The sequence below is a fragment of the Prochlorococcus marinus str. AS9601 genome (assembly GCF_000015645.1).
Taxonomy (GTDB): Bacteria; Cyanobacteriota; Cyanobacteriia; order PCC-6307; family Cyanobiaceae; genus Prochlorococcus_A; species Prochlorococcus_A marinus_O.
Window position 1 is genome coordinate 1,611,267 of record NC_008816.1, and the last position, 23,822, is coordinate 1,635,088.

22 protein-coding genes and 1 tRNA gene are annotated in these 23,822 nt (G+C 32.3%); 13 read left to right on the forward strand and 10 right to left on the reverse strand.

What is annotated here, in order from left to right; genetic code table 11:
* Positions 1–20: 20 nt before the first annotated feature.
* Genes gcvP through A9601_RS17985 form a run of 4 tightly spaced genes read right to left on the reverse strand, consistent with a single transcriptional unit; the run spans position 21 to position 5,377 of the window.
* Entirely contained in the window at positions 21–2,930 is a 2,910-nt protein-coding gene (gene gcvP / locus A9601_RS17970; RefSeq protein WP_011819278.1) for an aminomethyl-transferring glycine dehydrogenase, read from the reverse strand.
* Positions 2,931–2,975: 45 nt separating this feature from the next.
* Positions 2,976–3,365: a glycine cleavage system protein GcvH gene (gene gcvH, locus A9601_RS17975; RefSeq protein ID WP_011819279.1), complete on the reverse strand. Its 390-nt coding sequence runs from the start codon at positions 3,363–3,365 to the stop codon at positions 2,976–2,978.
* Between the two features lie 2 nt (positions 3,366–3,367).
* Positions 3,368–4,660, reverse strand: a complete 1,293-nt coding sequence (locus tag A9601_RS17980) for an aminotransferase class I/II-fold pyridoxal phosphate-dependent enzyme (RefSeq protein ID WP_011819280.1) — start codon at positions 4,658–4,660, stop codon at positions 3,368–3,370.
* An 18-nt stretch (positions 4,661–4,678) separates the two neighbouring features.
* Positions 4,679–5,377 carry a hypothetical protein gene (locus tag A9601_RS17985; RefSeq protein WP_011819281.1) on the reverse strand — a complete coding sequence of 233 codons (699 nt, stop codon included), beginning with the start codon at positions 5,375–5,377 and terminating at the stop codon, positions 4,679–4,681.
* A 75-nt stretch (positions 5,378–5,452) separates the two neighbouring features.
* Between A9601_RS17985 and A9601_RS17990 the strand changes: the two genes are divergently transcribed.
* From A9601_RS17990 to A9601_RS18010, 5 genes are read left to right on the forward strand one after another with little or no spacing between them, the layout of a single operon-like run.
* A complete protein-coding gene (locus A9601_RS17990; protein WP_011819282.1) occupies positions 5,453–6,391 on the forward strand; it encodes an acyl-CoA desaturase in 939 nt (312 codons plus the stop codon).
* Between the two features lie 20 nt (positions 6,392–6,411).
* Positions 6,412–6,867 carry a 50S ribosomal protein L9 gene (rplI, locus tag A9601_RS17995; RefSeq protein ID WP_011819283.1) on the forward strand — a complete coding sequence of 152 codons (456 nt, stop codon included), beginning with the start codon at positions 6,412–6,414 and terminating at the stop codon, positions 6,865–6,867.
* Positions 6,868–6,925: 58 nt separating this feature from the next.
* Complete coding sequence (gene dnaB / locus A9601_RS18000; protein ID WP_011819284.1) at positions 6,926–8,308, forward strand: replicative DNA helicase; 1,383 nt, start codon at positions 6,926–6,928, stop codon at positions 8,306–8,308.
* 12 nt (positions 8,309–8,320) lie between these two features.
* Positions 8,321–10,288, forward strand: coding sequence for a tRNA uridine-5-carboxymethylaminomethyl(34) synthesis enzyme MnmG (gene mnmG, locus A9601_RS18005; RefSeq protein WP_011819285.1), 1,968 nt, complete (start codon positions 8,321–8,323; stop codon positions 10,286–10,288).
* Between the two features lie 48 nt (positions 10,289–10,336).
* Positions 10,337–10,915, forward strand: coding sequence for a chorismate lyase (locus A9601_RS18010; RefSeq protein WP_193328906.1), 579 nt, complete (start codon positions 10,337–10,339; stop codon positions 10,913–10,915).
* Here A9601_RS18010 and A9601_RS18015 read toward each other — a convergent pair.
* Positions 10,892–11,458, reverse strand: a complete 567-nt coding sequence (locus tag A9601_RS18015) for a hypothetical protein (RefSeq protein ID WP_011819287.1) — start codon at positions 11,456–11,458, stop codon at positions 10,892–10,894. The genes A9601_RS18010 and A9601_RS18015 overlap by 24 nt on opposite strands.
* Positions 11,459–11,543: 85 nt before the next feature.
* Positions 11,544–12,071 (reverse strand): SprT family zinc-dependent metalloprotease, encoded by a 528-nt coding sequence (locus A9601_RS18020; RefSeq protein ID WP_011819288.1) that lies wholly within the window; start codon positions 12,069–12,071, stop codon positions 11,544–11,546.
* 84 nt (positions 12,072–12,155) lie between these two features.
* Here A9601_RS18020 and A9601_RS18025 point away from each other — a divergent pair, with 84 nt between their 5' ends.
* The 3 genes from A9601_RS18025 (at position 12,156) to A9601_RS18855 (ending at position 14,182) form a co-directional block, all read left to right on the forward strand.
* Positions 12,156–12,575, forward strand: a complete 420-nt coding sequence (locus A9601_RS18025) for a hypothetical protein (protein ID WP_011819289.1) — start codon at positions 12,156–12,158, stop codon at positions 12,573–12,575.
* Between the two features lie 24 nt (positions 12,576–12,599).
* Positions 12,600–13,913 (forward strand): RNA ligase family protein, encoded by a 1,314-nt coding sequence (locus tag A9601_RS18030; RefSeq protein WP_011819290.1) that lies wholly within the window; start codon positions 12,600–12,602, stop codon positions 13,911–13,913.
* 116 nt (positions 13,914–14,029) lie between these two features.
* Positions 14,030–14,182, forward strand: a complete 153-nt coding sequence (locus tag A9601_RS18855) for a hypothetical protein (protein ID WP_011819291.1) — start codon at positions 14,030–14,032, stop codon at positions 14,180–14,182.
* A 4-nt stretch (positions 14,183–14,186) separates the two neighbouring features.
* Here the strand turns inward: A9601_RS18855 and A9601_RS18035 are convergent, their stop codons facing one another.
* The 4 genes from A9601_RS18035 to A9601_RS18050 form a co-directional block, all read right to left on the reverse strand.
* The gene (locus tag A9601_RS18035) at positions 14,187–14,783 is read right to left on the reverse strand and encodes a TVP38/TMEM64 family protein (protein ID WP_041484576.1); all 597 of its coding nucleotides are present in this window, start codon (positions 14,781–14,783) and stop codon (positions 14,187–14,189) included.
* 2 nt (positions 14,784–14,785) lie between these two features.
* A complete protein-coding gene (locus A9601_RS18040; RefSeq protein WP_011819293.1) occupies positions 14,786–17,542 on the reverse strand; it encodes a valine--tRNA ligase in 2,757 nt (918 codons plus the stop codon).
* Between the two features lie 96 nt (positions 17,543–17,638).
* Entirely contained in the window at positions 17,639–18,025 is a 387-nt protein-coding gene (locus A9601_RS18045) for an AIR synthase (protein ID WP_011819294.1), read from the reverse strand.
* A tRNA-Val gene (locus tag A9601_RS18050) sits at positions 17,996–18,067 on the reverse strand. The genes A9601_RS18045 and A9601_RS18050 overlap by 30 nt, the downstream gene beginning before the upstream one ends.
* Positions 18,068–18,166: 99 nt before the next feature.
* Here A9601_RS18050 and mazG point away from each other — a divergent pair.
* Genes mazG through aspS form a run of 5 tightly spaced genes read left to right on the forward strand, consistent with a single transcriptional unit; the run spans position 18,167 to position 23,767 of the window.
* Positions 18,167–19,021 carry a nucleoside triphosphate pyrophosphohydrolase gene (gene mazG / locus A9601_RS18055; protein ID WP_011819295.1) on the forward strand — a complete coding sequence of 285 codons (855 nt, stop codon included), beginning with the start codon at positions 18,167–18,169 and terminating at the stop codon, positions 19,019–19,021.
* Complete coding sequence (gene speE / locus A9601_RS18060) at positions 19,018–19,869, forward strand: polyamine aminopropyltransferase (RefSeq protein WP_011819296.1); 852 nt, start codon at positions 19,018–19,020, stop codon at positions 19,867–19,869. Before mazG ends, speE begins: the two co-directional genes overlap by 4 nt.
* A 1-nt stretch (position 19,870) precedes the next feature.
* Complete coding sequence (gene speB, locus A9601_RS18065) at positions 19,871–20,752, forward strand: agmatinase (RefSeq protein WP_011819297.1); 882 nt, start codon at positions 19,871–19,873, stop codon at positions 20,750–20,752.
* Between the two features lie 50 nt (positions 20,753–20,802).
* Positions 20,803–21,915 (forward strand): glycine cleavage system aminomethyltransferase GcvT, encoded by a 1,113-nt coding sequence (gene gcvT / locus A9601_RS18070; RefSeq protein WP_011819298.1) that lies wholly within the window; start codon positions 20,803–20,805, stop codon positions 21,913–21,915.
* A gap of 55 nt (positions 21,916–21,970) precedes the next feature.
* Positions 21,971–23,767 (forward strand): aspartate--tRNA ligase, encoded by a 1,797-nt coding sequence (aspS, locus tag A9601_RS18075; RefSeq protein WP_011819299.1) that lies wholly within the window; start codon positions 21,971–21,973, stop codon positions 23,765–23,767.
* Positions 23,768–23,822 lie beyond the last annotated feature (55 nt).

The window sequence follows — 23,822 nt, forward strand, 5'->3', positions numbered from 1 at the left end:
TGTATAGGGACGCTAGTCCTTTAAGCACATTTTTTTTCTTCTAAAGTCTCATCTTGATTTACATTGCAAGAACAAATTAAATTGCGATCGCCATATGCATTATTGATCCTAGAAACTGAAGACCAAAACTTAATAGTTGTTGGAGTTTTATAAGGGAAAGAAGCCTTTTCTTTTGAATAAGGATATTGCCAATTATCAGCAATTAACTCTTTCAACGTATGGGGAGAATTGCTTATTACATTATTATTTTTTAATTCATAATTATTTTCTATTTCACTGATTTCTTCTCCAATCAATAGCATAGCCTCACAAAATCTATCTACTTCTGCCAAACTTTCACTTTCAGTAGGCTCTATCATTATGGTTTCTGGCACAGGCCAACTAATAGTTGGGGCATGAAAACTATAATCAATTAATCGTTTAGCTAAATCATTGACACTCAATCCAGTTTTGGATTTTAAATCTCTAAAATCTAAAATACATTCATGTGCGACAAAATTATTTTTTCCTTTATAAAGAATCTTGAATTTATGTTTTAAGGAATGCGCAATATAATTTGCAGATAAAATTGCGTGCGAAGTTGCTTTCCTTAACCCACTAAGACCTGCCATTTTTATATACATCCAACTTATTGGAAGGATACTTGCACTCCCATGCTTGGCAGAAGATACGAAATTTAAACTATTAGATAAATTATTATCCATTAAAGAATGAGTAGGAAGGTACGGGCTTAAAGTTTCTGATGCAGCAACTGGACCTACTCCTGGACCACCACCTCCATGCGGAATGCAGAATGTTTTATGTAAGTTCAAATGACAAACATCAACCCCATAGTTTCCAGGTTTGCATAATCCAACCTGAGCGTTCAAATTTGCTCCATCTAAATAGACAAATCCTCCCACAGAATGAATTAAATCACATATCTTTCTGATTTGTAATTCAAAAACTCCATGAGTAGAGGGATAAGTCAACATAAGAGCCCCTATTTGGTTATCAAATTTCTTGACCTTAATTGACAAATCTTGATAATCAATATTTCCTTCGTCATCACATTCAACAGTTAACACGTCAAAACCTGCCATAACTGCACTAGCAGGATTTGTTCCATGAGCACTTTTTGGAATTAAACATTTTTTTCTTAACAGTTCACCTCTTGATTCAAAATAAGAATTAATTGCCAATAAACCTGCAAACTCTCCTTGAGAGCCTGCATTTGGTTGAAAAGAAACTGATTTTAAACCAACAATCTCACTTATCCATTTTTCTAGGTCAGATATAATTTTTGAATAGCCTTTAGTTTGATCTAGTGGGGAAAAAGGATGCATGGAAGATAAATTAGCCCAAGAGACTGGATTTAACTCTGCTGCAGAATTTAACTTCATGGTACAGCTTCCCAATGGCATCATCCCATCTACCAAAGAAAAATCTTTTTCTGCAAGTCGGAATATATATCTCATTAATTCAGTTTCACTTTGATAATTTGTGAATATATCTTGCTGCATCCATTCACTGGATCTCAAAGCTAAACTTTCAAGATGAAATTCTTTATCAAATTTTATATGCTCTAAATCATCTTCTTTTTCTAAAAGGTTTGCTATGAAAGTCAAAATATCTTTTATTTCTTTTTCATTACTAAGCTCATCTAAAGAGATCCCAAAGCCAGTTGAATTTTCAATAGTTGATCCCAACGGCAAAATTCTTAAGTTGTAGCCATTTTTTAAAGCTTCATTATGGATCCTCTGGGAGTGCTCAGAATAAACATCAACACTATCAAATCTTATCCCATCAGGAATATCAAAACCTAAAGCAGCTAAACTTGATTCTAAATTTATTCTCAACTCAACTAATCTCTTAGCAATTTGCGTTAATCCAGAGGGTCCATGATAAATAGCATAAAAAGAAGAAATTATGGCTAATAAAGATTGAGCAGTACAAATATTACTGGTGGCCTTTTCCCTTCTAATATGTTGCTCTCTTGTTTGCAATGCTAGTCTTAGAGATTTTTCTCCATTTTTAGAGAGAGTTTGCCCAACAATTCTTCCGGGTATCAGCCTTTTATATTGCTCGCTACAAGCAAAATATGCTGCATGGGGACCGCCAAAACCCATTGGTACACCAAATCTTTGCATACTACCCACTGCTACATCAACACCAAATTCAGAAATTGGTTTAATCAAAACTTGTGCTAGTGGATCAATACATGCCGTAACAATAATTTCTGATCGATGTGCTTGGGATATTAAGAATGTGGGATCATATAATTGACCATTTTTACCAGGTAATTGCAACAGCATTCCAAAAACATCATCATGATTAGGAAGGTTGCTTTGAGTAAAGCGTTTTAAAGATATTCCCAAAGGTTTTGCTCTGGTTTGTAGAACATTAAAAGTATGATCAAAAACATTTGACTCCACTAAGTAAACTTTTGAAGATTTATTTTTTCTTGCCGAAAAACTCATGGCCATGGATTCTGCTGCAGCAGTACCCTCATCCAACAAAGATGCATTGGCGACAGGGAATCCTGTTAGTTCACAAACAATAGTCTGAAAATTAAATAGAGCTTCTAATCTTCCTTGTGCAATTTCTGCTTGATATGGAGTATAAGACGTGTACCACCTTGGATTTTCAAGAACATGTCTTTGGATTACTTTAGGCATATGATTGTCATAATAACCAAGACCTATAAGTGATCTCATTTTAGTATTTTTATTCGCAATCTCTTCTAATTCGTTTAAAGCCTCAATTTCTGAACAACCTTGGGGCAATATTTCTGAAGATTTATCTTTAAGCTGAATATCTTCAGGAATAACTTGATTTATAAATTGATCAATATTATTAAAACCAAGCTTGTTCAGCATAATTCTTTCGTCATTATCTCCTAACCCAAGATGCCTATCTACAAACAAATCAGACCCAAATTTAGATGTCATATTAAAATATTTTTCTTTAAAATAGCTCTTTTTAAAAAGTTTGCCTTATTTTGGTACAACCTTTGATTGATATTCCTCAGAGGTCATCAAATCAGCAATTGATGCTTTTGATTCTGGTTTCAAAATGACTAACCAACCTTCTCCAATCGGATCATTCTGTAAAAGCTCAGGGTTCTCAATAACACTTTCATTTACAGATACTATTTCCCCTGAAAAAGGCAAATAGACTTCCTCAACGGCCTTAACTGATTCTATGGTTCCAAAAGTCTCGCCTTTCTCTAAAGTCGCACCTTCATCAGCTAATTCAACAAAAACAATATCTCCTAATTGATCTATAGCGAATTCACTAACTCCAATTTTTAATAATCCATTTTCTTCCAAGACATATTCATGAGTATCAGCATAGTTGAGGTTGTCTGGAAACTTGTAAGACATGATTAAGTAGATAAAGGAAGTAGAGAATCCTTTGAAATTAATTTTTCCTCTAATAGTTCAGATAATAATCGAATTAATGCAATTTTGATGTGAGCTATGTGAGAACCACCTTGAACAAAAATATTATAAGGATCTCTTAGAGGGGCATCAGCAGAAAATTCACTTGTACTACCTTCAATAAAGGTACCTCCTGCCATTAATAATTTTGAATCATATCCATCCATTGATGATGGAACAACATTTAGAAAAGAATCTACTGGTGAAGAATTTTGAAAAGATTGACAAATTTTTTGTACCAAATCAGGATTATTCAATCTTACTGACTGAATAAGATCAGATCTATAAGTTGCTGGCTCTGGTAAAACCTTAAATCCCAAATTCTTAAAGACTGCTGCAACCATATCAGCACCTTTTAGTGATTCATGAACAATTTGTGGTGCTAAAAACAAACCCTGCAAAATTAATCTTCCTAATCCAAAATTTATTCCTGCAGAAGAGCCAATGCCTGGTGAGGTTAATCTAGAACATGCCATCTCAACCAACTCTGCATCTCCTGCAACGTACCCACCAGTAGGAACTATTGTTCCTCCCAAATTTTTAATCAATGAACCAGCAATTATATTTGCCCCTTTAGAAATTGGTTCACTATCTTCAACAAGCTCACCATAACAGTTATCAACAAAACATATGCAGTTAGTATCAAGAGAATGAATAAGACTACAAATTTTCTCTATCTGATGATTCGTAAGAGACTTTCTCCAACTATATCCACAACTTTTTTGTATGAATACTAATTTACATGAATTTTCTTTAAAAAAATGAACAATTTTTTCTTCAAAAGAATCAAAATTCTCGCAGATATTTACTTGCTTGTATTCAATATCAAAATCTTTAAGTGATCCTTTTCCTCCTCCCCTTATTCCTATGACTTCTTCTAACGTGTCATATGGTTGTCCTGTAAGAGATAACATTACATCTCCGGGTCGAAGAATTCCAAATAAGACAGAACTTATTGCATGGGTTCCACTCACAAATTGCATCCTCACAGCAGCCTTTTCAGCAAGAAATAATCTTGCAAAAACTGCATCAATTTTTTCTCTAGATATATCATCATGACCACTACCAGAAGATTGATTGAAATGACTAGTAGAAACTTTTTCTTCCTTAAAAATTGTCAAAATATTTTCTAATTTCTGGAAAACCTGATTGGACCTTTCTTGGAAAACTTTACTTAAACTCTCTTCTACAGAAAAAACAGTGTGTTCAGCCAGTTTTAAGTTATTGTCAAGAGTCATTTATTATAAAAATTCATGTTATTTTTCAGAAGCTAAATTTCTTAATTCTGCTAGGAAAGCATTAGGTCCCCTGCCCTGGAAATAAGAAAGTTTTTTTGAAGCCTCATATAAATCAAGAAGTTCTCCATCTAATTCTTCTGCAGTATAATCTCTAATTCCTGCAATTACTTCAGCAAAACGTTCTCTACGGGCAGATTTATTGACAGCATAGGCATCCATTACCCGCATTTTACATGATCTCCAAGCCTTATTCTGACAAAAATGCACTGAAAGAGCGTCACTTAAAGCAGAAGCTTCTTCATCTTCTATGTACCAGTCAAAAGATGAAGGTAGAGGTTTTAATCCTGAAAATATCTCGAATAAATCCCCGGCCGACAATGGATTACCAGAATCATTTTTCAGGGGTAATGCAGACTCTTCCAAAGATTTCCATAACTCTGGGTAATCACTTTCAAAACGATCCCTGATTTTTTCAATACCTTGATCAAGAATCGTATTAACTTGAGCTAAAGCAAGAAAAACTTCAGGACCTGGCGAAGATAACTTCCCATTCCTAAGATTAGAAATTTGCGAATTATGAACTTTACCTAAATCAAGAACTTCTGAAAGTAATGGCAGTACTCTGTGAGACCAACCATTTCTTTCATGCCAGAGGTGTATCAAATGAGCCATAGCCCTTCGACCTCTAGATAATTTATCGCGATATCCGAGACTCACAGATAATTAAACTTATCAATAATATAGTATGATAATATTACATATCGGTAATTTTGAAAATAGTATTTCAATATCATGAATTCAGTAATTTTCCAAGAAACAGCAAAATTAAAAAAACCTGTTCCAGCTGAAAAAGTTATAGAACTCTCAGAAAAATTACTGGAACCTTCCAGTCATTCAAAAAGATATCCCCCAAGACTACATAAAACGTGGGGAACGATAGTTTTTATGGTTGCAATTCATATTCTATCCCTTATAGCTCTACAACCAAAATTTTGGAGTCTCCCTGCAGTCACTTCATTATTATTTTTTTACTGGGTAACTGCTTGTTTAGGAGTCACCCTTGGATATCACAGATTGTTATCACACAGATCGTTCATTGTACCAAGATGGTTAGAAAGATTTTTTGCTACCTGTGGAGCCATAAGTTGCCAGCATGGACCAATTGATTGGGTAGGTTTACATAGGCATCACCACTCTTTTTCAGATACTGAAGTAGATCATCACAATAGTAAAAAGGGGTTTTGGTGGAGTCATATGGGTTGGATGTTTAAAGACGTAGAAGCACTAAAAGCTGTTCCAAAACTAAGTGCAGATTTAATCAAGGATCCATACTATAGATTCTTAAATAAATATTTTTTGTTCTTACAAATTCCCATTGGACTTTCTTTGTACGTAATAGGTCAAAAATTAGGAGTTGGAGGATGGGCTCTAGTCCTTTGGGGAATTCCATTGAGGCTTGTGGTTGTTTATCATGTAACTTGGCTAGTCAACTCCGCGACGCACTGTTGGGGTAAAGCTCCATTTGAAAGTGGTGATTCATCTAAAAACAATGCATGGGTTGCTGCATTAACTTTTGGAGAAGGTTGGCATAATAACCATCATGCATTTCCCAATTCGGCAAAACAGGGATTATTTAAAGGTCAGATAGACATAACATGGGAACATATTAAGATTCTTGCGAAATTTGGTTTTGCAAAAAAAGTAAAGTTACCCTCTAGGTCTTATTATTAACTATATTGTTCAATATTTTCATGGCTAAAAGAGTACAAGTTGCATTAACTGAATCAATCGCGTCACTAGGTAAAGAAGGAGATCTAGTTGATGTAGCACCAGGATACGCAAGAAATTTTCTATTACCTTATGGCAAGGCAATGAATGTAACACCAGCAGTCCTTAAGCAAATTGAGAGGAAGAAAGAAAAAGAAAAAATCGCTGCTGGTAAATTAAAGCAAGAAGCTTTAGATTTCCAAACTGCATTATCTACAATAGGTAGGTTCACTATCAAAAAACAGGTTGGAGAAGATGGTGTCCTTTTTGGAACGGTTACCAATGGTGATGTTGCCGAAGCGATAGAAGCGGCTACTAAAAAAGAAATTGATAGAAGGAACATTACTGTTCCTGATATTCATAATTTAGGTGCCTTTACTGCAAAAATAAAATTACATCCAGAAGTAAATGCAGAAGTAAATATTGAAGTAACAAGTTAATCAATTTGTTGCATTATTTTGAAAAGTAGCCAGAGTATATATCTAAGCAATTAAAGATATGGTTTCCGTACCTTTTCCAAATAATGGGCAAAATAAAAATTTTAAAAAGGATTTTAATAGTGAAAATGCTGGATTAGTTCCTCCTCAAAACGTTCAAGCAGAGGAAGCTGTGCTTGGAGGCATACTTCTTGATCCAGATGCGATCGGAAGAATTGCAGACTTAATTAAACCTGAAGCTTTTTATATAAACGCCCATCAAGAGATTTATAGAACAGCATTAATGTTGCATACCCAGGGAAAGCCAACTGATTTAACATCAATGAGTGCTTGGTTAGCAGATAATGGATCACTAGAAAAAATTGGAGGAAACGGCAAACTGGTAGAACTCGTTGAAAATGTTTCCTCTACAGCTTCCATAGAACAAGTTGCTAATTTAATTAACGACAAATTCATGAGAAGGCAACTTATTAGATCTGGAAATGAAGTGGTTCAACTAGGTTTTGATCAAACTCAAGATACTAATGAAGTTCTAGACAAAGCAGAGCAAAAAATATTTGAAATCAGTCAAGAAAAACCTTCAAAAGGTCTTACTCAAGCAGCTGAAATCCTTACAAGTACTTTCAATGAAATAGAGTCAAGATCATTAGGTACTTCAGTAGCTGGAATTCCTGTTAATTTCTACGATCTTGATGCGATGACTCAAGGTTTTCAAAGAAGTGATTTAATAATTGTTGCTGGAAGACCTTCAATGGGGAAAACTTCAATAGTTCTTAATCTGGCTAAAAATGTTGCACAATCTCAAGATTTACCTGTGTGTGTATTTAGCCTTGAAATGAGTAAAGAACAGTTGACATATAGACTACTCTCTATGGAAGTGGGGATCGAAAGTGGCAGGCTAAGAACAGGAAGATTACAGCAAGAAGAATGGCCATTACTCGGAGAAGGTATCAATTCATTAGGTCAATTACCAATATTCATAGATGACAAGCCTAACCTAAGTGTTCTAGAGATGAGATCTCTATGCAGAAGATTAATAGCTGAACAAAAAAAAGAACTTGGATTAATTGTGATTGATTATCTGCAGTTGATGGAAGGTTCAACCCCTGATAATAGAGTTCAAGAACTTTCACGAATAACAAGAGGTCTTAAAAGCATGGCCAGAGAATTAAAAGTCCCAGTAGTAGCTTTATCTCAGCTTAGTAGAGGGGTTGAGTCTAGAACAAATAAAAGACCAATGTTAAGCGATCTAAGAGAATCAGGATCTATTGAACAAGACGCAGATTTAGTATTAATGATTTATAGAGATGAATACTATAATCCGGAGACTGAAGATAGAGGCATTACAGAAATCATTGTCACTAAACATAGAAATGGACCCGTAGGAACTGTTAAATTATTATTTGAACCTCAATTTACGAGATTTAGGAATTTAGCTAATTAAATCGATCCTAAAATGCAAGATCATAACTCAACAAATGAATCTTTTGACGTCATCGTTATTGGAGGAGGACATGCAGGATGCGAAGCCGCTATAACAACAGCAAAATTAGGTTTTTCTACTGCCTTATTTACAATCAATCTAGATAGGATTGCCTGGCAACCGTGTAATCCTGCTGTTGGGGGACCAGCAAAAAGTCAGTTGGTTCATGAAGTTGATGCATTAGGTGGAATTATTGGTAAATTAGCCGATGAAACAGCTATTCAAAAAAGAATATTAAATGCAAGTAGAGGCCCAGCTGTATGGGCGTTAAGAGCTCAGACAGATAAAAGAGAATACTCAAAAAAAATGATCGAAATACTACAAAATACAGATAATTTATCTTTAAAAGAAGCAATGATTACTGAACTGGATATTGCAAAAACTGAACAAATTGGATTGAACTCAAAAAAAATCTTAAAAAAAAGAATAAAGGGTGTAAAAACATTCTTTGGTAGTTATTATTCCGCAAGATCAGTTATCATCACAGCTGGTACATTCTTAGAAGGAAGAATATGGATAGGAAATAAATCAATGTCAGCTGGCAGATCGGGCGAACAAGCAGCACAAGGTCTTACTCAGAATTTACACGAAATTGGTATCAAAACAGAACGTTTAAAAACAGGTACTCCAGCAAGAGTTGATAAAAGAAGTATCATTTTTGATGAATTAGATGTTCAACCAAGTACTGCAGTAGATAAATATTTTTCGTTTGACCCAGATATAAAAAATAATATGCCCCAAGTTAGTTGTCACATCACAAGAACAACTACCAAAACCCATCAACTTATTAGAGATAATTTACATTTAACTCCCATTTACGGCGGTTTTATTGATAGTAAAGGGCCAAGATATTGTCCATCAATTGAAGATAAAATCGTCAAATTTGCTAATAAAGAATCACATCAAATTTTCTTAGAACCAGAAGGAATTAATACCCCTGAAATATATGTACAAGGATTTTCTACAGGTTTACCCGAAAATATTCAATTAGAACTTTTAAGGACCTTACCTGGATTAGGTGAATGTAAAATGTTGCGACCAGCATATGCTGTGGAGTATGACTATATACCTGCAACACAGCTCCAAACATCACTCGAAACGAAAGAAATTGAATATTTATTTAGCGCCGGACAAATTAATGGCACTACTGGTTATGAAGAAGCAGCAGCACAAGGATTAGTTGCAGGAGTCAATGCGACAAGAAAACTAAACAAAAAAGATCCAATAATCTTCTCCAGAGAAAGCAGTTATATAGGAACAATGATCAATGATTTAATTACAAAAGATCTCAAAGAACCATATAGAGTTCTCACTAGTAGGAGTGAATATAGGTTAACTCTCAGAGGAGATAATGCAGATAGAAGATTAACACCATTAGGTTATCAAATAGGGCTAATTAATGAGAAAAGATGGTCGGCCTATCAAGAAAAGATGAACCTCCTCGAAGAAGAGAAATTTAGATTGAATAATACTCGTTTAAAAAATACCGATGAAATATCAAAAAAAATAGAATTAGAAACGGGATCAAAAATCAAAGGCTCAACAACTTTGAAAGAACTCTTAAAAAGACCAAACTTTCATTATTCAGATCTAATTAAATATAATTTGAATGAAAGAAATCTAGGTTCTTCAATACAGGAAGGTGTTGAAATAGATATTAAATACGAGGGTTACCTTAAAAGACAAAAAAACAACATAGAACAAATAAATCGTCAAAGCTGTAAATCTCTGCCTCAAGAAATAAACTATGAAAAGATAGAGACATTATCTTTAGAAGCCAGAGAAAATTTGAATAAGATAAAGCCAAAAAATTTTGGTGATGCTTCAAAAATTCCCGGTGTCAGCAAAGCTGATTTAACTGCATTACTTGTTTGGCTAAAAATAAGAGAAATAAAAAAAGAAAAGGCAAATATTTTTGTCGAAAAAAAGTTATCATCTTAAAAGGATTCCGTCTGAGCACTGAATAATAAACTTTTTAAATCACCAAAAATTTTATGGGAAGAAAAAGCCTCTACTTTTTTAGTGAAAAATTCATTACCAAAAATATCTGGTCCATGGAAATTAATGCTGCTTGGGGATGGAAGTCCAACTAGACATTTACAGCTTTTAACTAATCAAGAGACGAAAATTAAATTAATTTCAATGCAAGTAGACCCTCTATTCATCTCAGAAGGACCTAAAGAATTAAATCAGTTAAATGGACCTTTAATTAGAAGACAAGTATGGATTAAAAACAATAATAAAAACCTAGCATGGGCTGAAAGTTGGTGGAATGCGGAACAAGTGAATGAAAATTTAAAAGCCAAAGAAGAACCAATTTGGAAAAATTTAACACAAGACAGATCGGAATTGTTTAGAGAAGTTGATCGAATTTCACTTGTTAATTCAAATTGGTTAGAAGATCAATTTTGTTTTAAAGGCCCATTCTGGTCAAGAAATTATAGATTTTTTCGAGACAAAAAGCCTCTAACAATTATTAGAGAAGTATTTAATCCACATTTAGAAAGTTTACTAGGCTATTCAGGAATTAAAGAATTCACGAAACTATACTCTTCTTCTTCTTCTTGATCTGGGAAGATTTCTTGATTTTGATTGAACTTGTTGGTTTGATTGATCCCTCGAAGTATTAATCTCTTTTTCTGAAGCTCTTTGCCATCTTTCAACTTTGAAATCCATTTCATCTGGCCAATCTTCGTCCTTAGTCTCTTTCACGTAGGGTAATTTTTTTTGCTCAGTTGCCTGCAAATTTTTTTGTTGCCTTAAAGATATTGCTTCCAAAGGTCTTTTTGAGTGCTGTCTAGCAGATTCATAAGAATTTGATTCTCTGGAAAATGTCTTAATATCGCTATTATCATCGTAAAAATTCTCATCATTCCAATCATCATTATCTTCATCAAAAAATAAATCCACTTTTTCAGATACCCATCTTCCTACTTTTTTAACACTCTTACTTGTTATTCCTTGAAAATCTGAGTTCCTTCTTTTACCTGGCCTAGCACCAGATACTCCATCAACGAATTGTCTTCCAGTTTCAAAAATTTTATCAACTTGTTTATCAACAAGATTTCTATCAAAACTATTTCTAAGATTTCTAATTCTCCTTGAATCCATAAATTATTGTTCTTTTTAAGATATAAATTACATTAAAAAAATAAATAATTCCAAAGATAGAAACAAAAACACATCTAAATTATTTCTAATCAAACAAAATTAAACACTTTTTATTCCATGATCCATTAAAGAAATTTACACAACATTTTTTACAGGCTATATTCTTTATTCTTTTTCTATAAAAAAATTTCTCACCACAATGTTGACAAGTTCCTGTGTATTTTAATTCTCTCCTTTCTATAGGAAATGAGTGCCTTACAGCAATTTGAAAATTCTTCTCTTTTGAATTAATTTCATGCATCTTTTCTAGGAAATTTGGACCGTGTATCTCATTTTTCTTTAATATCCTATCTACCCATGCATGTATCATTTCATGACATAAAGTACTGTTTATTTCACTATTGGATAATTTACTCAAGATAGGTTTCGATAAGATAATTTCAGAATCTATAAAACCATTAATACGTTTTCTTTTATAAAAACCAGCAGTAGTTTTTAATCTATTATCACTCCATCTAACTTTTACTAAAGGTTGATTATTAACCGTTAAAGAATTTTCAAAATATTGGCTATTAAATCTATGAAATAATGGTAAAAGAGGAATTACAGGCATTATGGATTAAAATTAGTATTATTTTGACAAAAAAGCCATCAAAAACGATTTCTTTTCTTAAAGTAATAAAAAAGTAAAATTAACATGGATGCAACATTAGTTAAAGATATCGGAATTAAAGCATTATTAGTTGGAGGAGCTGTACTAGTTTCTTTTTGGACTTTTAATGCAGTCAAATTAGTTATAAGCGCCAGAGGAATTAATCCATTAGTAAGAAAGTTTTTCGATCAAATAGCTGCTGGCAGAATTGATGCAGCCTATGGTTTGACTACAAAAACTTATAAAACTCATGTAAAACGACAAGACTTTCTTAAATTTTTAGCTAGTTTAAACCTCAACAAATACAGAAATTTAAAATCAGGAAGACCTAGAGTCCAAGAAGATCAAATCATAATAACTTTGAATTTAAAATCAGAAGACAAACAAGATGAGCTCCCATTAGATTTTACTTTTGCAAAAACTGACAATGATTGGAAAATAGACAGAATAGCTAAAGTGAATTAATAATTTCTTGTGAGGCAAAAAAAATTGTTTAAACAAGAAATAATACATCAATTAGAATTACACCCCAGTAGATTAGATAAAGAAAAAATCATTTTAGAAGCAATGGAAGAAGGTCTAGATGATTTTTTTGAAGGTATACGTATGGCACTTGATCCATTGGTAACTTTTGGTGTAAAAATTGTCCCTGAGAAAGAGACTGAAAAAAGTAAAAATTTTTTATGGGAAGATTTTAGAAAATTAGCCAATAAGCTTATTCAAAGAGAACTTACTGGTCATGCTGCTCGTGATGCAATTCTTAAGGCTATGGAATCTGCAACAAAAGAAGAGTGGAATGGATTTTATAGACGAGTTTTAATTAAAGATCTTAGATGTGGTGTATCTGAAAAAACAATCAACAAGATAGCAAAGAAATTTCCCAAATATGCTATTCCTATTTTTTCTTGTCCTTTAGCTCATGACAGTGCAAATCATGAAAAAAAAATGATAGGAAAAAAGCAAATTGAAATCAAATTAGATGGTGTACGCGTCTTAACTATAATTAGACAAAATAAAGTAGAAATGTTTTCTCGTAATGGGAAACAATTCCACAATTTTGGTCATATTATCTCGGAACTAGAAAACGCCTTAAAAGAAGACCCAGCACCTTATGACTTAGTACTCGATGGTGAAGTGATGAGCTCTAACTTTCAAGATTTAATGAAACAGGTACATAGAAAAGATGGCAAACAAACCAAAGACGCAGTTCTCCACTTATTTGACTTATGTCCCCTGGAAAACTTTCAAAAAGGGAGATGGAATACTAGTCAAACAAAAAGAAGTTTATTAGTAAAAGAATGGGTAGCAAAACATTCTATGCTTCTAAAACATATACAAACACTTGAATGGGAAAATGTAGATCTCGACACTATTGAAGGACAAAAAAGATTTGTAGAGCTGAATAAATCTGCTGTAGAAGGTGGGTATGAAGGAGTAATGATTAAAGATCCTGATGCTATGTATGAATGTAAAAGAACACACAGTTGGTTAAAAGCAAAACCTTTTATTGAAGTTACTTTAAAAGTTATATCGGTTGAGGAAGGTACAGGTCGCAACAAAGGAAGACTGGGAGCAATCCTGGTAGAAGGAGAAGATGATGGGTATGAATACAGTCTTAGTTGCGGAAGCGGATTTAGTGATATCCAACGTGAAGAATATTGGTCAAAACGTAATCATCTCGTTGGTCAACTTGTAGAAATCAGAGCTGATGCAAAAACCAAGTCAAAGGATGCAGTTACCTTTAGTCTTAGATTTCCTAGATTTAAATGCTTTAGAGGATTTAAAGAAGGAGAAAAAGTTTAAATTCTAAAAAATAATATTCAACAAAGAAGTCAAAGAAAAATGTGGTTTTTAAATAAAAAAATAAAAATTTTAGCTATAAAATATAAGAGTAATTATGAGGACTTTTTGAGAGACTTATGACGAAGAAAACAGTTTTCAGCTTTATAAAAACACCTTGTGGACAGGCAAAATATATCGAATTAGAAGCCAACAAAACTTTACTAGGTAAATTAAGGCTTTTGTGGTTTATCTTAATTGCATCAATTAGAGATTGGAATATTAAAGAGTAAATTCTTAAGATTTTTCAAAATATTCTCTGGAGTATTTAGCTGAGAAATATACAACTAAAAAAGTTGAAATAATTCCAATGCTTGTAATATATAAATTATTTGGTGATTGCACATTTTTTAACTCCTGAATACTTTTTGCCAAACTACCTATTGAGCAATAAAGAAAAGTTCCTGGAATTATTCCAAGAAGACCAAGAGCGAAATCTCTAAATTTAACATTATTCAAACCATAAAAATAATTAAGAATACTGAATGGAAATATGGGCGATAATCTCGCTAAAAAAATTAATTTAAGTCCGCCTTTTTCTACTACTTTTTCCATGACACTTAATCTTGGATAACGGCTAAAAAGATTTTTTAGCTTTTTTGCAAAAAAACTTTTTGATACAAAAAAAGCAACTGATGCTCCTATTGAAGCGGAAATGAAAACGATAATTGATCCTAAATATGAGCCATATAAAAAACCTGATAATAGAGATAACCAAGAGGCTGGAAGTATTAATAAAACAATTAAAATATAAATACAAACAAACGAAAAAATCCCAAAACCAGTATTAAAAAAAAAAGACAAATTATAAATATTTTCAAGAAGTATATTCATTCTCAATTCAAAAGTTCGAGTTTTTTAGTAATTCTTTCCTTCTGTACCGAACCCTCATTTAATTTAAATCTGCATTCGTCAACAATATCTTTTGGAGCCTTATCAACGAAATTTTTATTAGATAATCTCTTATTTAAATTTTCTAATTCGATAGTCACCTTTTTTAAATCCTTATTTAACCTTTCCTTTAATGAATCTATATTTACAAAATCCTGAAAAGGTAAGTAAACCTCTAAATCACTAATTATCCCGGAAAAAGATTTAGCAAACTCTTTTTTATCAACAGCATTAGTTTTAAAAATAAATACTTCAGAAGATTTAGTTAAGGTTTGAATATCATCAACTAAAGTTTTTAAAAAATCAATCAATTCATCATTCTCTGAAATTAAATATACGGGAACTTTTTCTGATGGCTTGAGACCTAACTCAGCTCTCAAATTTCTAATCAGTCTAATAATTTCAAAGAGTTGCTGAAAGGAATTATCAAGCTTATTATCAACAAATTTATTTTCGTGAATTGGCCATTTTTGAAGAGATAATAATAAATTGTCTGGTTTTAGTTGCAGCACATGCCAAAGTTCCTCAGTTATGTGCGGCATAAAAGGATGAATCATTACCAAAATATCATTGAGCACTTTTATTAAAACTTTCTCAGATATTTGTCTATTTTTAGTCTCTTTATTATTAAATCTTTGTTTAGCAAATTCTACATACCAGTCACAAAAATCATTCCACGTAAATTCATATAGAAGTTTCGCAGATTCTCCCAATTTATATTCTTTCAACAAACCAGCGACTTTTATATTTACCTGATTCAATTTCGATAATATCCACTTATCACATAACTCTAAAGAAGTTTCATCACTCTCATTAAGCGAATAATTATTATTAGAAGTTTTATTAATTAACACAAATTTAGTTGCATTCCATAATTTATTCGCAAAATTTCTTGAAGCTTCAACAGTTGAAGATGTATCTTTTTTCCTATCAAAATCAAGGCGGATATCTTGTCCAGCGCCTGCAACTTCTCGAATTAAAGCAAATCGTAGAGCATCAGAACCATATTTATCAATTAATAGTATTGGATCAATACCATTACCTGAACTTTTACTCATTTTTTTATTATTTTCATCTCGAACTAGACCATGAATATATACATCATTAAAAGGAATATTATTTGTAAAAGTATTCCCCATCATTGTCATTCTTGCTACCCAGAAGAAAATAATATCGAAACCAGTAACAAGAACACTATTTGGATACCATTTTTTAAAATCCGGATCATTTGTGTTTGGCCAACCAAGGGTTGAGAAAGGCCACAAACCACTTGAAAACCATGTATCCAAAACATCTTTATCACGAACCAATTTAATATTTAATCCAAATTTTTTATTAGCTTCGATTAAGGCATCCTCTTCATTTCTTGCGACGATGTATGGAGTATTTTGTTCTATTGAGTCTTGAGATTCATCTAAAACATACCAGGCTGGTATTTGGTGCCCCCACCACAATTGCCGACTGATACACCAATCATTAATATTTTCTAACCAATCCTTATAAACTTTCTCCCAGCGTGGAGGAATAAACGATGGTTTTTTAGAATCAATTTCATTAAGACATCCCTGTGATATATCATCCATTTTCAAAAACCATTGTGTTGACAATAAAGGTTCAATTGGCACCTTACCTCTATCAGAAAAAGGAACAGTATGTTTATAATCCTCTATCTTTGTCAAAAGGCCTAAGTTATCCAATTCTTTGATAATTTTCTTTCTAGCCTCATATCTATCTAAATTTTGAAAAATACCTGCATTAATATTTAAAGTTCCATCCTTGTTCATTACATTAATCTGTTTTAAATTATGCCTTTTTCCTATTGCAAAATCATTTGGATCATGGGCTGGAGTAACCTTCACACAACCCGTACCAAAATCCTTATCAACATGTGAATCAGCGATAATAGGTATTTCTCTATCGACGAAAGGAACTTTTACTTTGACTCCAATAAATTCTTTATATCTATCATCATCAGGATTAACTGCCACAGCAGTATCGCCCAAAAGAGTTTCTGGTCTTGTTGTTGCAACTTCTAAGTACTTATCTAAGTGTTCACCACTTTCAGAAATTAAAGGGTATTTAAAATGCCATAAATGACCATTTACTTCTTGCATTTCAACTTCAAGGTCACTTACGGCAGATTGAGATTCAGGGCACCAATTAACCAAATATTCGCCTCTATAAATTAAATTCTTTTTATAGAGAATATTAAAAGCCTCAATAACTGCTTCATTTAATTTTTGATCAAGAGTAAATCTTTCTCTAGTCCAGTCTACTGAATATCCTATCCTTTTTAATTGAGAAACTATTCTTCCACCACTTTGTTCTTTCCAGTTCCATGCTCTTTTAAGAAATTCATCTCTTCCAATATCCTCGCTTGTTTTGCCTTCACTTTTTAATTGTTTTTCGAGAATAGTTTGAACAGCTATTGAAGCATGATCAGTTCCCGGTAAACACAAAACATTCTTACCTAAAAGTCTTTGAAAACGTACTACAACATCTATCAAAGCCGTATTAAATGCATGCCCCATATGCAAAGATCCAGTTACATTTGGTGGCGGAATAACAACACAAAAAGGCTCACCATCATCCTCAGGGTTAGGACTAAACGCCTTAAGAATTTCCCATTTTTCTTGCCACTTTTTCTCTACTTCAAAAGGTGAATAATTCTCTAAAGATAATTGATCATTAATCTCGGTCATGTGCAAATTTTATTTCAATAAACTTTTTGTTTATTTTATCTTGAGAACAGCTAATTATGAAAATAATATTAGTTTGCCAAAAAAGACACATCCATTCTACAAAAGTTTGAAACCAGAACCACAAGAACAACGTTTTGCATTTTTTGGTGTTGAAATAAGAAATCCACCACCGCTCAAATCACCGTAATAATCTAATTTTAAATCTTTCAGTAAATTAAACTTTTTTACATCCGCGTATAAAGTTACTCCTTCAGTTCTTGAAATAGGGGATCCATTAAATGTACCTGGCCTTAATTTAATATGCATCCATCCTTCGGAACAATTTTTATCCTCCACTAAATCAATCGACATCTCTCCTGGAGAACCTCCAAAAGAAGCTTGCCTAGATAGTTCTGAAGCAGCACTTTGACTGATTGCAAGATTGACGATCTCAGTCATTAGAAAATTAATAAATGGGCGATCCAGGGTTCGAACCAGGGACATCCTGCTTGTAAGGCAGGCGCTCTACCGCTGAGCTAATCGCCCTTATAATAGATCATTCTAATAGATGAAGTTGAAAAATTTATACTAAGTATTTAAATATTTCATGATTGAGGCAAAATTTAATTAATAAAATATATCCTAATGTCCTCAAACAATAGATATAAATTGGAAAAAAATTCCGATTTAGAGACTATAAATAGTTTTAAAATCTTAATATCTAATATCAAAGCATTAAAAGATAAATCTTGGGGCTGCCCTTGGCAGAAAATACAGTCTCATATATCGTTGATCCCATTTTTGTATGAAGAAAGTAATGAATTTATAGATGCGATATATGAAAAAAATGCAGTTAACATATGTGAGGAGTTAGGAGATCTTTTATTACAAGTAATGCTTCATTCTGAAATCGGTTACGAAGAAAAAGAATTTACACTAAATGATGTTATAAAAAATCTAAACAAGAAAATTATTTATAGACATCCATATATTTTTAACAAAAAAGAAAAAGTATCATTAAAAAAATCACAACAGATTTGGTTGAATATAAAAAATTTAGAAAAAGAAGCACCTCATATGAAATCTTCAATTAGTAGAAATTTAAATTTGAAAATTAAAAATTTACCTCCAACAGTTGGAACAGATAAAATCACAAATGTTGTTAAGGAACATGGTTTCAAGTGGGGAAGTACTGATGAAATTTTTAAAAAGTTAGAAGAAGAGATTAATGAATTAAAGGAAGCAATTAAAAGTAAAAATGATTCAGAGATAAAAAATGAATTTGGGGATATTTACTTTACCCTTCTCAATCTCTCAAACTTTTTAAAGATTAATCCTGAATCAGCTCTTCAAAAAACTAATATAAAATTTTTAGACAGATTTTCAATCGTCGAAGAGCATGCAGGAGATAATATTAAAAAACAAACTCCTAAAGACTTTCAACGGCTTTGGCAAATAGCCAAACAAAAACTGGCGGGAAAAATTCCTAAAAGCAAATGACAGATATTACAACATGGATAGATGAATATCATAAAGGCTCAAGATTCGGCCTAAATGGGAAAATTCTATTTAAAAAAACCTCAAAATATCAAGAAATTATTGTTATTGAAAATGAATATTATGGTAAAGCTTTAATGTTAGATGGTTGCTGGATGACATCATTAAAAGACGAGAAATATTATCATGAGTGTCTTGTGCATCCTGCATTAAGTAGCATTGACGAAAAATCTAATGTACTAATTATTGGCGGTGGTGACGGTGGTACTGTAAGAGAATGCGTTAAATATTCTAAAATATCAAAAATTGATCTAGTAGAAATTGATGAGGAGGTAATCAAAATATCTAAAAAATTTCTAAAAGAAATTGCAGGCGAAGCATGGAATGACAAAAGATTAGAAATACATATTGATGATGGCGTTAAATGGGTAGAAAAAACAAAAGATAATTTTTACGACGTTATATTTATAGATTGTTCAGATCCCTCAGAATTTTCAAATTTATTATTTTCACATTCTTTTTATAAAGAATGTGAAAGAATACTTGCACCATCGGGGATATTAGCAACTCAAAGCGAATCTCCTGAATCCTTCAAAAATATTCACATAAATATTTTGAAAAGCCTAAAAAATATATTTAAAGTTTCTGAAACTATGTATTCCTTTGTGCCTATATATCCAAGCGGGATTTGGAGTTGGACATTTGCTTCTTCAGAAGATCTAAGTTTATCAAAGCAAAATTATGATGAAGTCGTAAAAATAGAAAAAGGATGTGAAATTTGGAATTTAAATTTTCAAAATGCAGCATTCAAAATGATGCCAAATAAAATTGTAAAAGAACTAGATTCATAAGATGACAAAAAATTTATTTGATAACGAAAATGCAATTTATATGGGAGCAAAAAGAAGTCCCGAAAATTGCTCAATTGGAATATTTGGAGTTAATTATGACGGGACATGTTCGTTTAAACCAGGAGCAAGATTTGGTCCAGAAGCAATAAGACAAGTCAGTTCTTGTTTAGAAACATATTGTCCAAAAATTAAAAAAGACTTAGAGGATATTATGTATGTTGATTTTGGATCAATACTAATTGATAAAAATGACTCAAAGTCCGTTATTGAATCGGTTAAATCAGCAACAAATTATTTAATCAGTAAACGCCTTAGTCCTATTATGCTCGGCGGCGAACACTCTATTACAAGAGGTGCAATTGAAGCATTAGTAAAAAAATATCCAGATTTGATATTGGTTCAACTTGATGCTCATGCAGATTTAAGAGAATCATATATAGGAAATGAACATAGTCATGCTTGTACTATGAAAAGGTGCTTAGAAGTGCTACCTGAAAAGAAAATTTTGCAAGTAGGAATTAGAAGTGGGACTAAGGAAGAATTTGAAATTATGCATAACAACAACCAATTAGTTAACTTTTGTCCAGGCGGAAATGCATATGAGTTAAAACAAGCTCTTCTTCCATACGCTAAGTGTCCAATCTATTTAACAATAGATTTAGATTGGTTTGATCCCAGTTTATTAGCAGGGACGGGCACTCCAGAACCGGGAGGATTTTTTTGGAATGATTTTGAAGAGATACTTAAAACTTTAAAAAACCTTAGAATCGTGGGATCAGATATTGTGGAATTATCTCCAGAAATTGATAGAAGCGGAGTAAGTAGCATAGTTGCAGCCAAAGTACTTAGAAGCTTAATTTTGTCATTAGAAAATATGCAATAAAAAATTTCTAAACTAAAGTGTATAAATACTAAATAGAAACTAAATATTTCATGGATTTGCTAAAAAGTCCTCTTTATTCAAAATATGTTGAATCCAATGCAAAATTAGTGGATTTTGCAGGTTGGGAAATGCCCATATCATTTTCAGGATTAATTAAAGAGCATGAATCAGTTAGATATTCAGCAGGATTATTTGATATTTCTCACATGGGTGTGATTTCTATCAAGGGAATCAATCCAAAGGATTATATTCAAAAACTTTTTCCTACTAATTTATACTCCTTTTGTGAAGGTCAGGGGCTTTATACAGTAATGCTCAATGATAAAGGAGGAATAATAGATGACTTAATAATTTATGACCTTGGTATACAAAAAAATGACATATCAGAATTATTGTTAATAGTTAATGCAAGTAGATATGAAGAAGATTTTCAGTGGATAAAAAATAATTTAAATATGTCTGAAATTTCGATAACAAACTTTAAAAAAGACAAAGTACTTTTAGCACTACAGGGAAAAAACTCATTCGGTTTATTTGAAGAATGGATTGAATCTTCGATCTCACATATCCCTAACTTTGGATGCGAATATAAAATTTTTGAACATATTTCCCCTAAGGAAAAAATTTTCTTTTCAAAGACAGGCTATACGGGGGAAAATGGTCTAGAAATACTTTTATCTAAAAAAGCAGCAATTAATTTATGGGATTTCTTAATTTCTAAAAATGTTGCACCTTGTGGTTTAGGAGCTAGAGATACTCTTAGACTTGAAGCAGGCATGCATCTTTATGGGCAAGACATAAATGAAGAAACTTCTCCATATGAAGCAGGGTTAGGATGGCTAGTACATCTAGAAAATAATCACGAATTCATTGGCAGAAGAGTTCTTGAAGAACAGTCAAGATTAGGCATTCAAAAAAAGTTAGTTGGTCTCTCTATAAAAGGTAAAGCAATAGGAAGAAAAGGGTGCGCAGTGCTTAAAGGTGATGAAAATATTGGAACTATCACTAGCGGCAGTTGGTCTCCAACTAAACATCAAGCTATTGCTTTTGCATACATCAATACTTCGCATGCCTTAATAAATAATGAAGTTGAAATATTAATAAGAGGCAAAAAATTCAACGGGGTTATAACAAAAAGAGCGTTTTATAAAAAGAATTATTAACTAAATTTGCCCTTAAAGAATTATTATAAGTTATTGATAAATAAACCATACTTAGATGAGAAACAAAATTTGTGAAGAACTCAATAATACAGATATTGGTAAATTAGTTAATTTATGCGGATGGGTAGATAGAAGAAGAGATCATGGTGGTGTAATTTTTATTGATTTAAGAGACCATAGTGGATTCCTACAAATAACAATTAACCCAGATGATGGTGCAGATCTATTTAAACAGGCAGAAACTCTAAGAAATGAAACAGTAATAATGGTCAGCGGAATTATTAATGAAAGGCCCAAAGATTCCATAAATACAAATTTAAGTACTGGAGAGTTAGAGCTTAAGGTTAAAGATTTGCAAATTCTCAACCAAATTAAAAACAACTTACCTTTTCCAGTATCTATACATGATTATGAAAATACAAAAGAAGAACTCAGATTAAAATATAGATACCTTGATTTAAGAAGGGGAAAATTACTAGAAAATTTAAAAAAAAGACATAAGATTATTAAAGTTGCTAGAGAATTTCTTGATAATTTTGGATTTACAGAAGTAGAGACCCCATTACTTACAAAGTCAACTCCTGAAGGGGCTCGTGATTTTCTTGTTCCTGCACGTCTTTCAAATGGAGAATTTTTTGCTTTACCTCAATCCCCACAACTCTTTAAACAACTTTTAATGGTTGGGGGCTTAGATAAGTATTATCAAATCGCAAAATGTTTCCGTGATGAAGACTTAAGGGCAGATAGACAGCCAGAGTTTACTCAATTAGATATTGAGATGAGCTTTATTAGTGAAGAAGAAATAATTTCTTTTAATGAAAGTCTCATAAAAAAAATATGGAAAGAAGTGTTAAATATTAATTTTAATAATGCTTTTCCAAGAATGACATGGCAGGCAGCAATGGATAATTACGGCACTGATAGACCAGATACTAGATATCAAATGTTATTGAAAGATTTAGGAGGAGTATTAGGTAATATTGGATTTAATATTTTCACCAAAGCAATTAAGTCTGGAGGGTATATAAAATCCATAACAGTCAAAGGAGGCAATTCAAGTATTAGCAATGTAAGAATTAAACCGGGAGGTGACATCTTCAAAGTAGCTCAAGACGCAGGAGCTGGTGGTTTAGCCTTTATAAGGGTCAAAGGAGATGAGCTTGAGACTATTGGGGCAATTAAAAATAATTTAAGTGAAGAGCATATAGCTGATATTTTAAAAATCACAGAAGCAAAAGATGGAGACTTAATCCTCTTAGGAGCTGGAGATAAACAAATTGTCAATCAGTCATTAGATAGGGTTAGACAATATATCGCAAAAGAATTAAATCTCATAGATAAAAGCAAATGGAATTTCTTATGGGTAACTGACTTCCCTATGTTTGAGAGAAATGAAGATGAAAATAGATATGAAGCTTTACATCATCCTTTTTGTTCTCCAAAAAATATAAAATCTAAAGATTCTGAAAACTTGAAAAAAGAAATTGAGAGCTCTACAGCAAATGCTTATGACTTAGTTCTTAATGGATTAGAGTTAGGAGGTGGCTCTTTACGTATTCATGAGGCGAACCTACAAAGACAGGTTCTGAAAACGGTAGGACTTACTGATAAAGAGATTGATGAAAAATTTGGATTTTTAATAGAAGCCTTAGAAATGGGGGCTCCTCCTCATGGTGGAATAGCGTTTGGATTGGATCGTATTACAATGCTGATCATTGGTGCAGATTCAATCAGAGAAACCATTGCGTTTCCAAAAAATCAACAAGCAAAATGTCTTCTCACAAATGCACCTTCCAATGTCTCTGAATCACAATTAAAAGAATTAGATATTGAAATAACAATTGATGAATAAGAATATATATGGATGTTCTAAAAGTTTTTTGTTTAAATAAAATATAAGGAGGCTG

Coding starts and splice junctions, on each gene's coding strand:
- A9601_RS18015 (WP_011819287.1), bottom strand. CDS start 11,458: ATGGATTCAAGGAGAATTAGAAATCTTAGAAATAGTTTTGATAGAAAT.
- A9601_RS17990 (WP_011819282.1), top strand. CDS start 5,453: ATGAATTCAGTAATTTTCCAAGAAACAGCAAAATTAAAAAAACCTGTT.
- A9601_RS18020 (WP_011819288.1), bottom strand. CDS start 12,071: ATGCCTGTAATTCCTCTTTTACCATTATTTCATAGATTTAATAGCCAA.
- A9601_RS18855 (WP_011819291.1), top strand. CDS start 14,030: ATGACGAAGAAAACAGTTTTCAGCTTTATAAAAACACCTTGTGGACAG.
- A9601_RS18035 (WP_041484576.1), bottom strand. CDS start 14,783: ATGAATATACTTCTTGAAAATATTTATAATTTGTCTTTTTTTTTTAAT.
- speB (WP_011819297.1), top strand. CDS start 19,871: ATGACAAAAAATTTATTTGATAACGAAAATGCAATTTATATGGGAGCA.
- gcvP (WP_011819278.1), bottom strand. CDS start 2,930: ATGACATCTAAATTTGGGTCTGATTTGTTTGTAGATAGGCATCTTGGG.
- gcvT (WP_011819298.1), top strand. CDS start 20,803: ATGGATTTGCTAAAAAGTCCTCTTTATTCAAAATATGTTGAATCCAAT.
- A9601_RS18040 (WP_011819293.1), bottom strand. CDS start 17,542: ATGACCGAGATTAATGATCAATTATCTTTAGAGAATTATTCACCTTTT.
- A9601_RS18045 (WP_011819294.1), bottom strand. CDS start 18,025: ATGTCCCTGGTTCGAACCCTGGATCGCCCATTTATTAATTTTCTAATG.
- gcvH (WP_011819279.1), bottom strand. CDS start 3,365: ATGTCTTACAAGTTTCCAGACAACCTCAACTATGCTGATACTCATGAA.
- speE (WP_011819296.1), top strand. CDS start 19,018: ATGACAGATATTACAACATGGATAGATGAATATCATAAAGGCTCAAGA.
- rplI (WP_011819283.1), top strand. CDS start 6,412: ATGGCTAAAAGAGTACAAGTTGCATTAACTGAATCAATCGCGTCACTA.
- mazG (WP_011819295.1), top strand. CDS start 18,167: ATGTCCTCAAACAATAGATATAAATTGGAAAAAAATTCCGATTTAGAG.
- A9601_RS18025 (WP_011819289.1), top strand. CDS start 12,156: ATGGATGCAACATTAGTTAAAGATATCGGAATTAAAGCATTATTAGTT.
- A9601_RS17980 (WP_011819280.1), bottom strand. CDS start 4,660: ATGACTCTTGACAATAACTTAAAACTGGCTGAACACACTGTTTTTTCT.
- dnaB (WP_011819284.1), top strand. CDS start 6,926: ATGGTTTCCGTACCTTTTCCAAATAATGGGCAAAATAAAAATTTTAAA.
- mnmG (WP_011819285.1), top strand. CDS start 8,321: ATGCAAGATCATAACTCAACAAATGAATCTTTTGACGTCATCGTTATT.
- aspS (WP_011819299.1), top strand. CDS start 21,971: ATGAGAAACAAAATTTGTGAAGAACTCAATAATACAGATATTGGTAAA.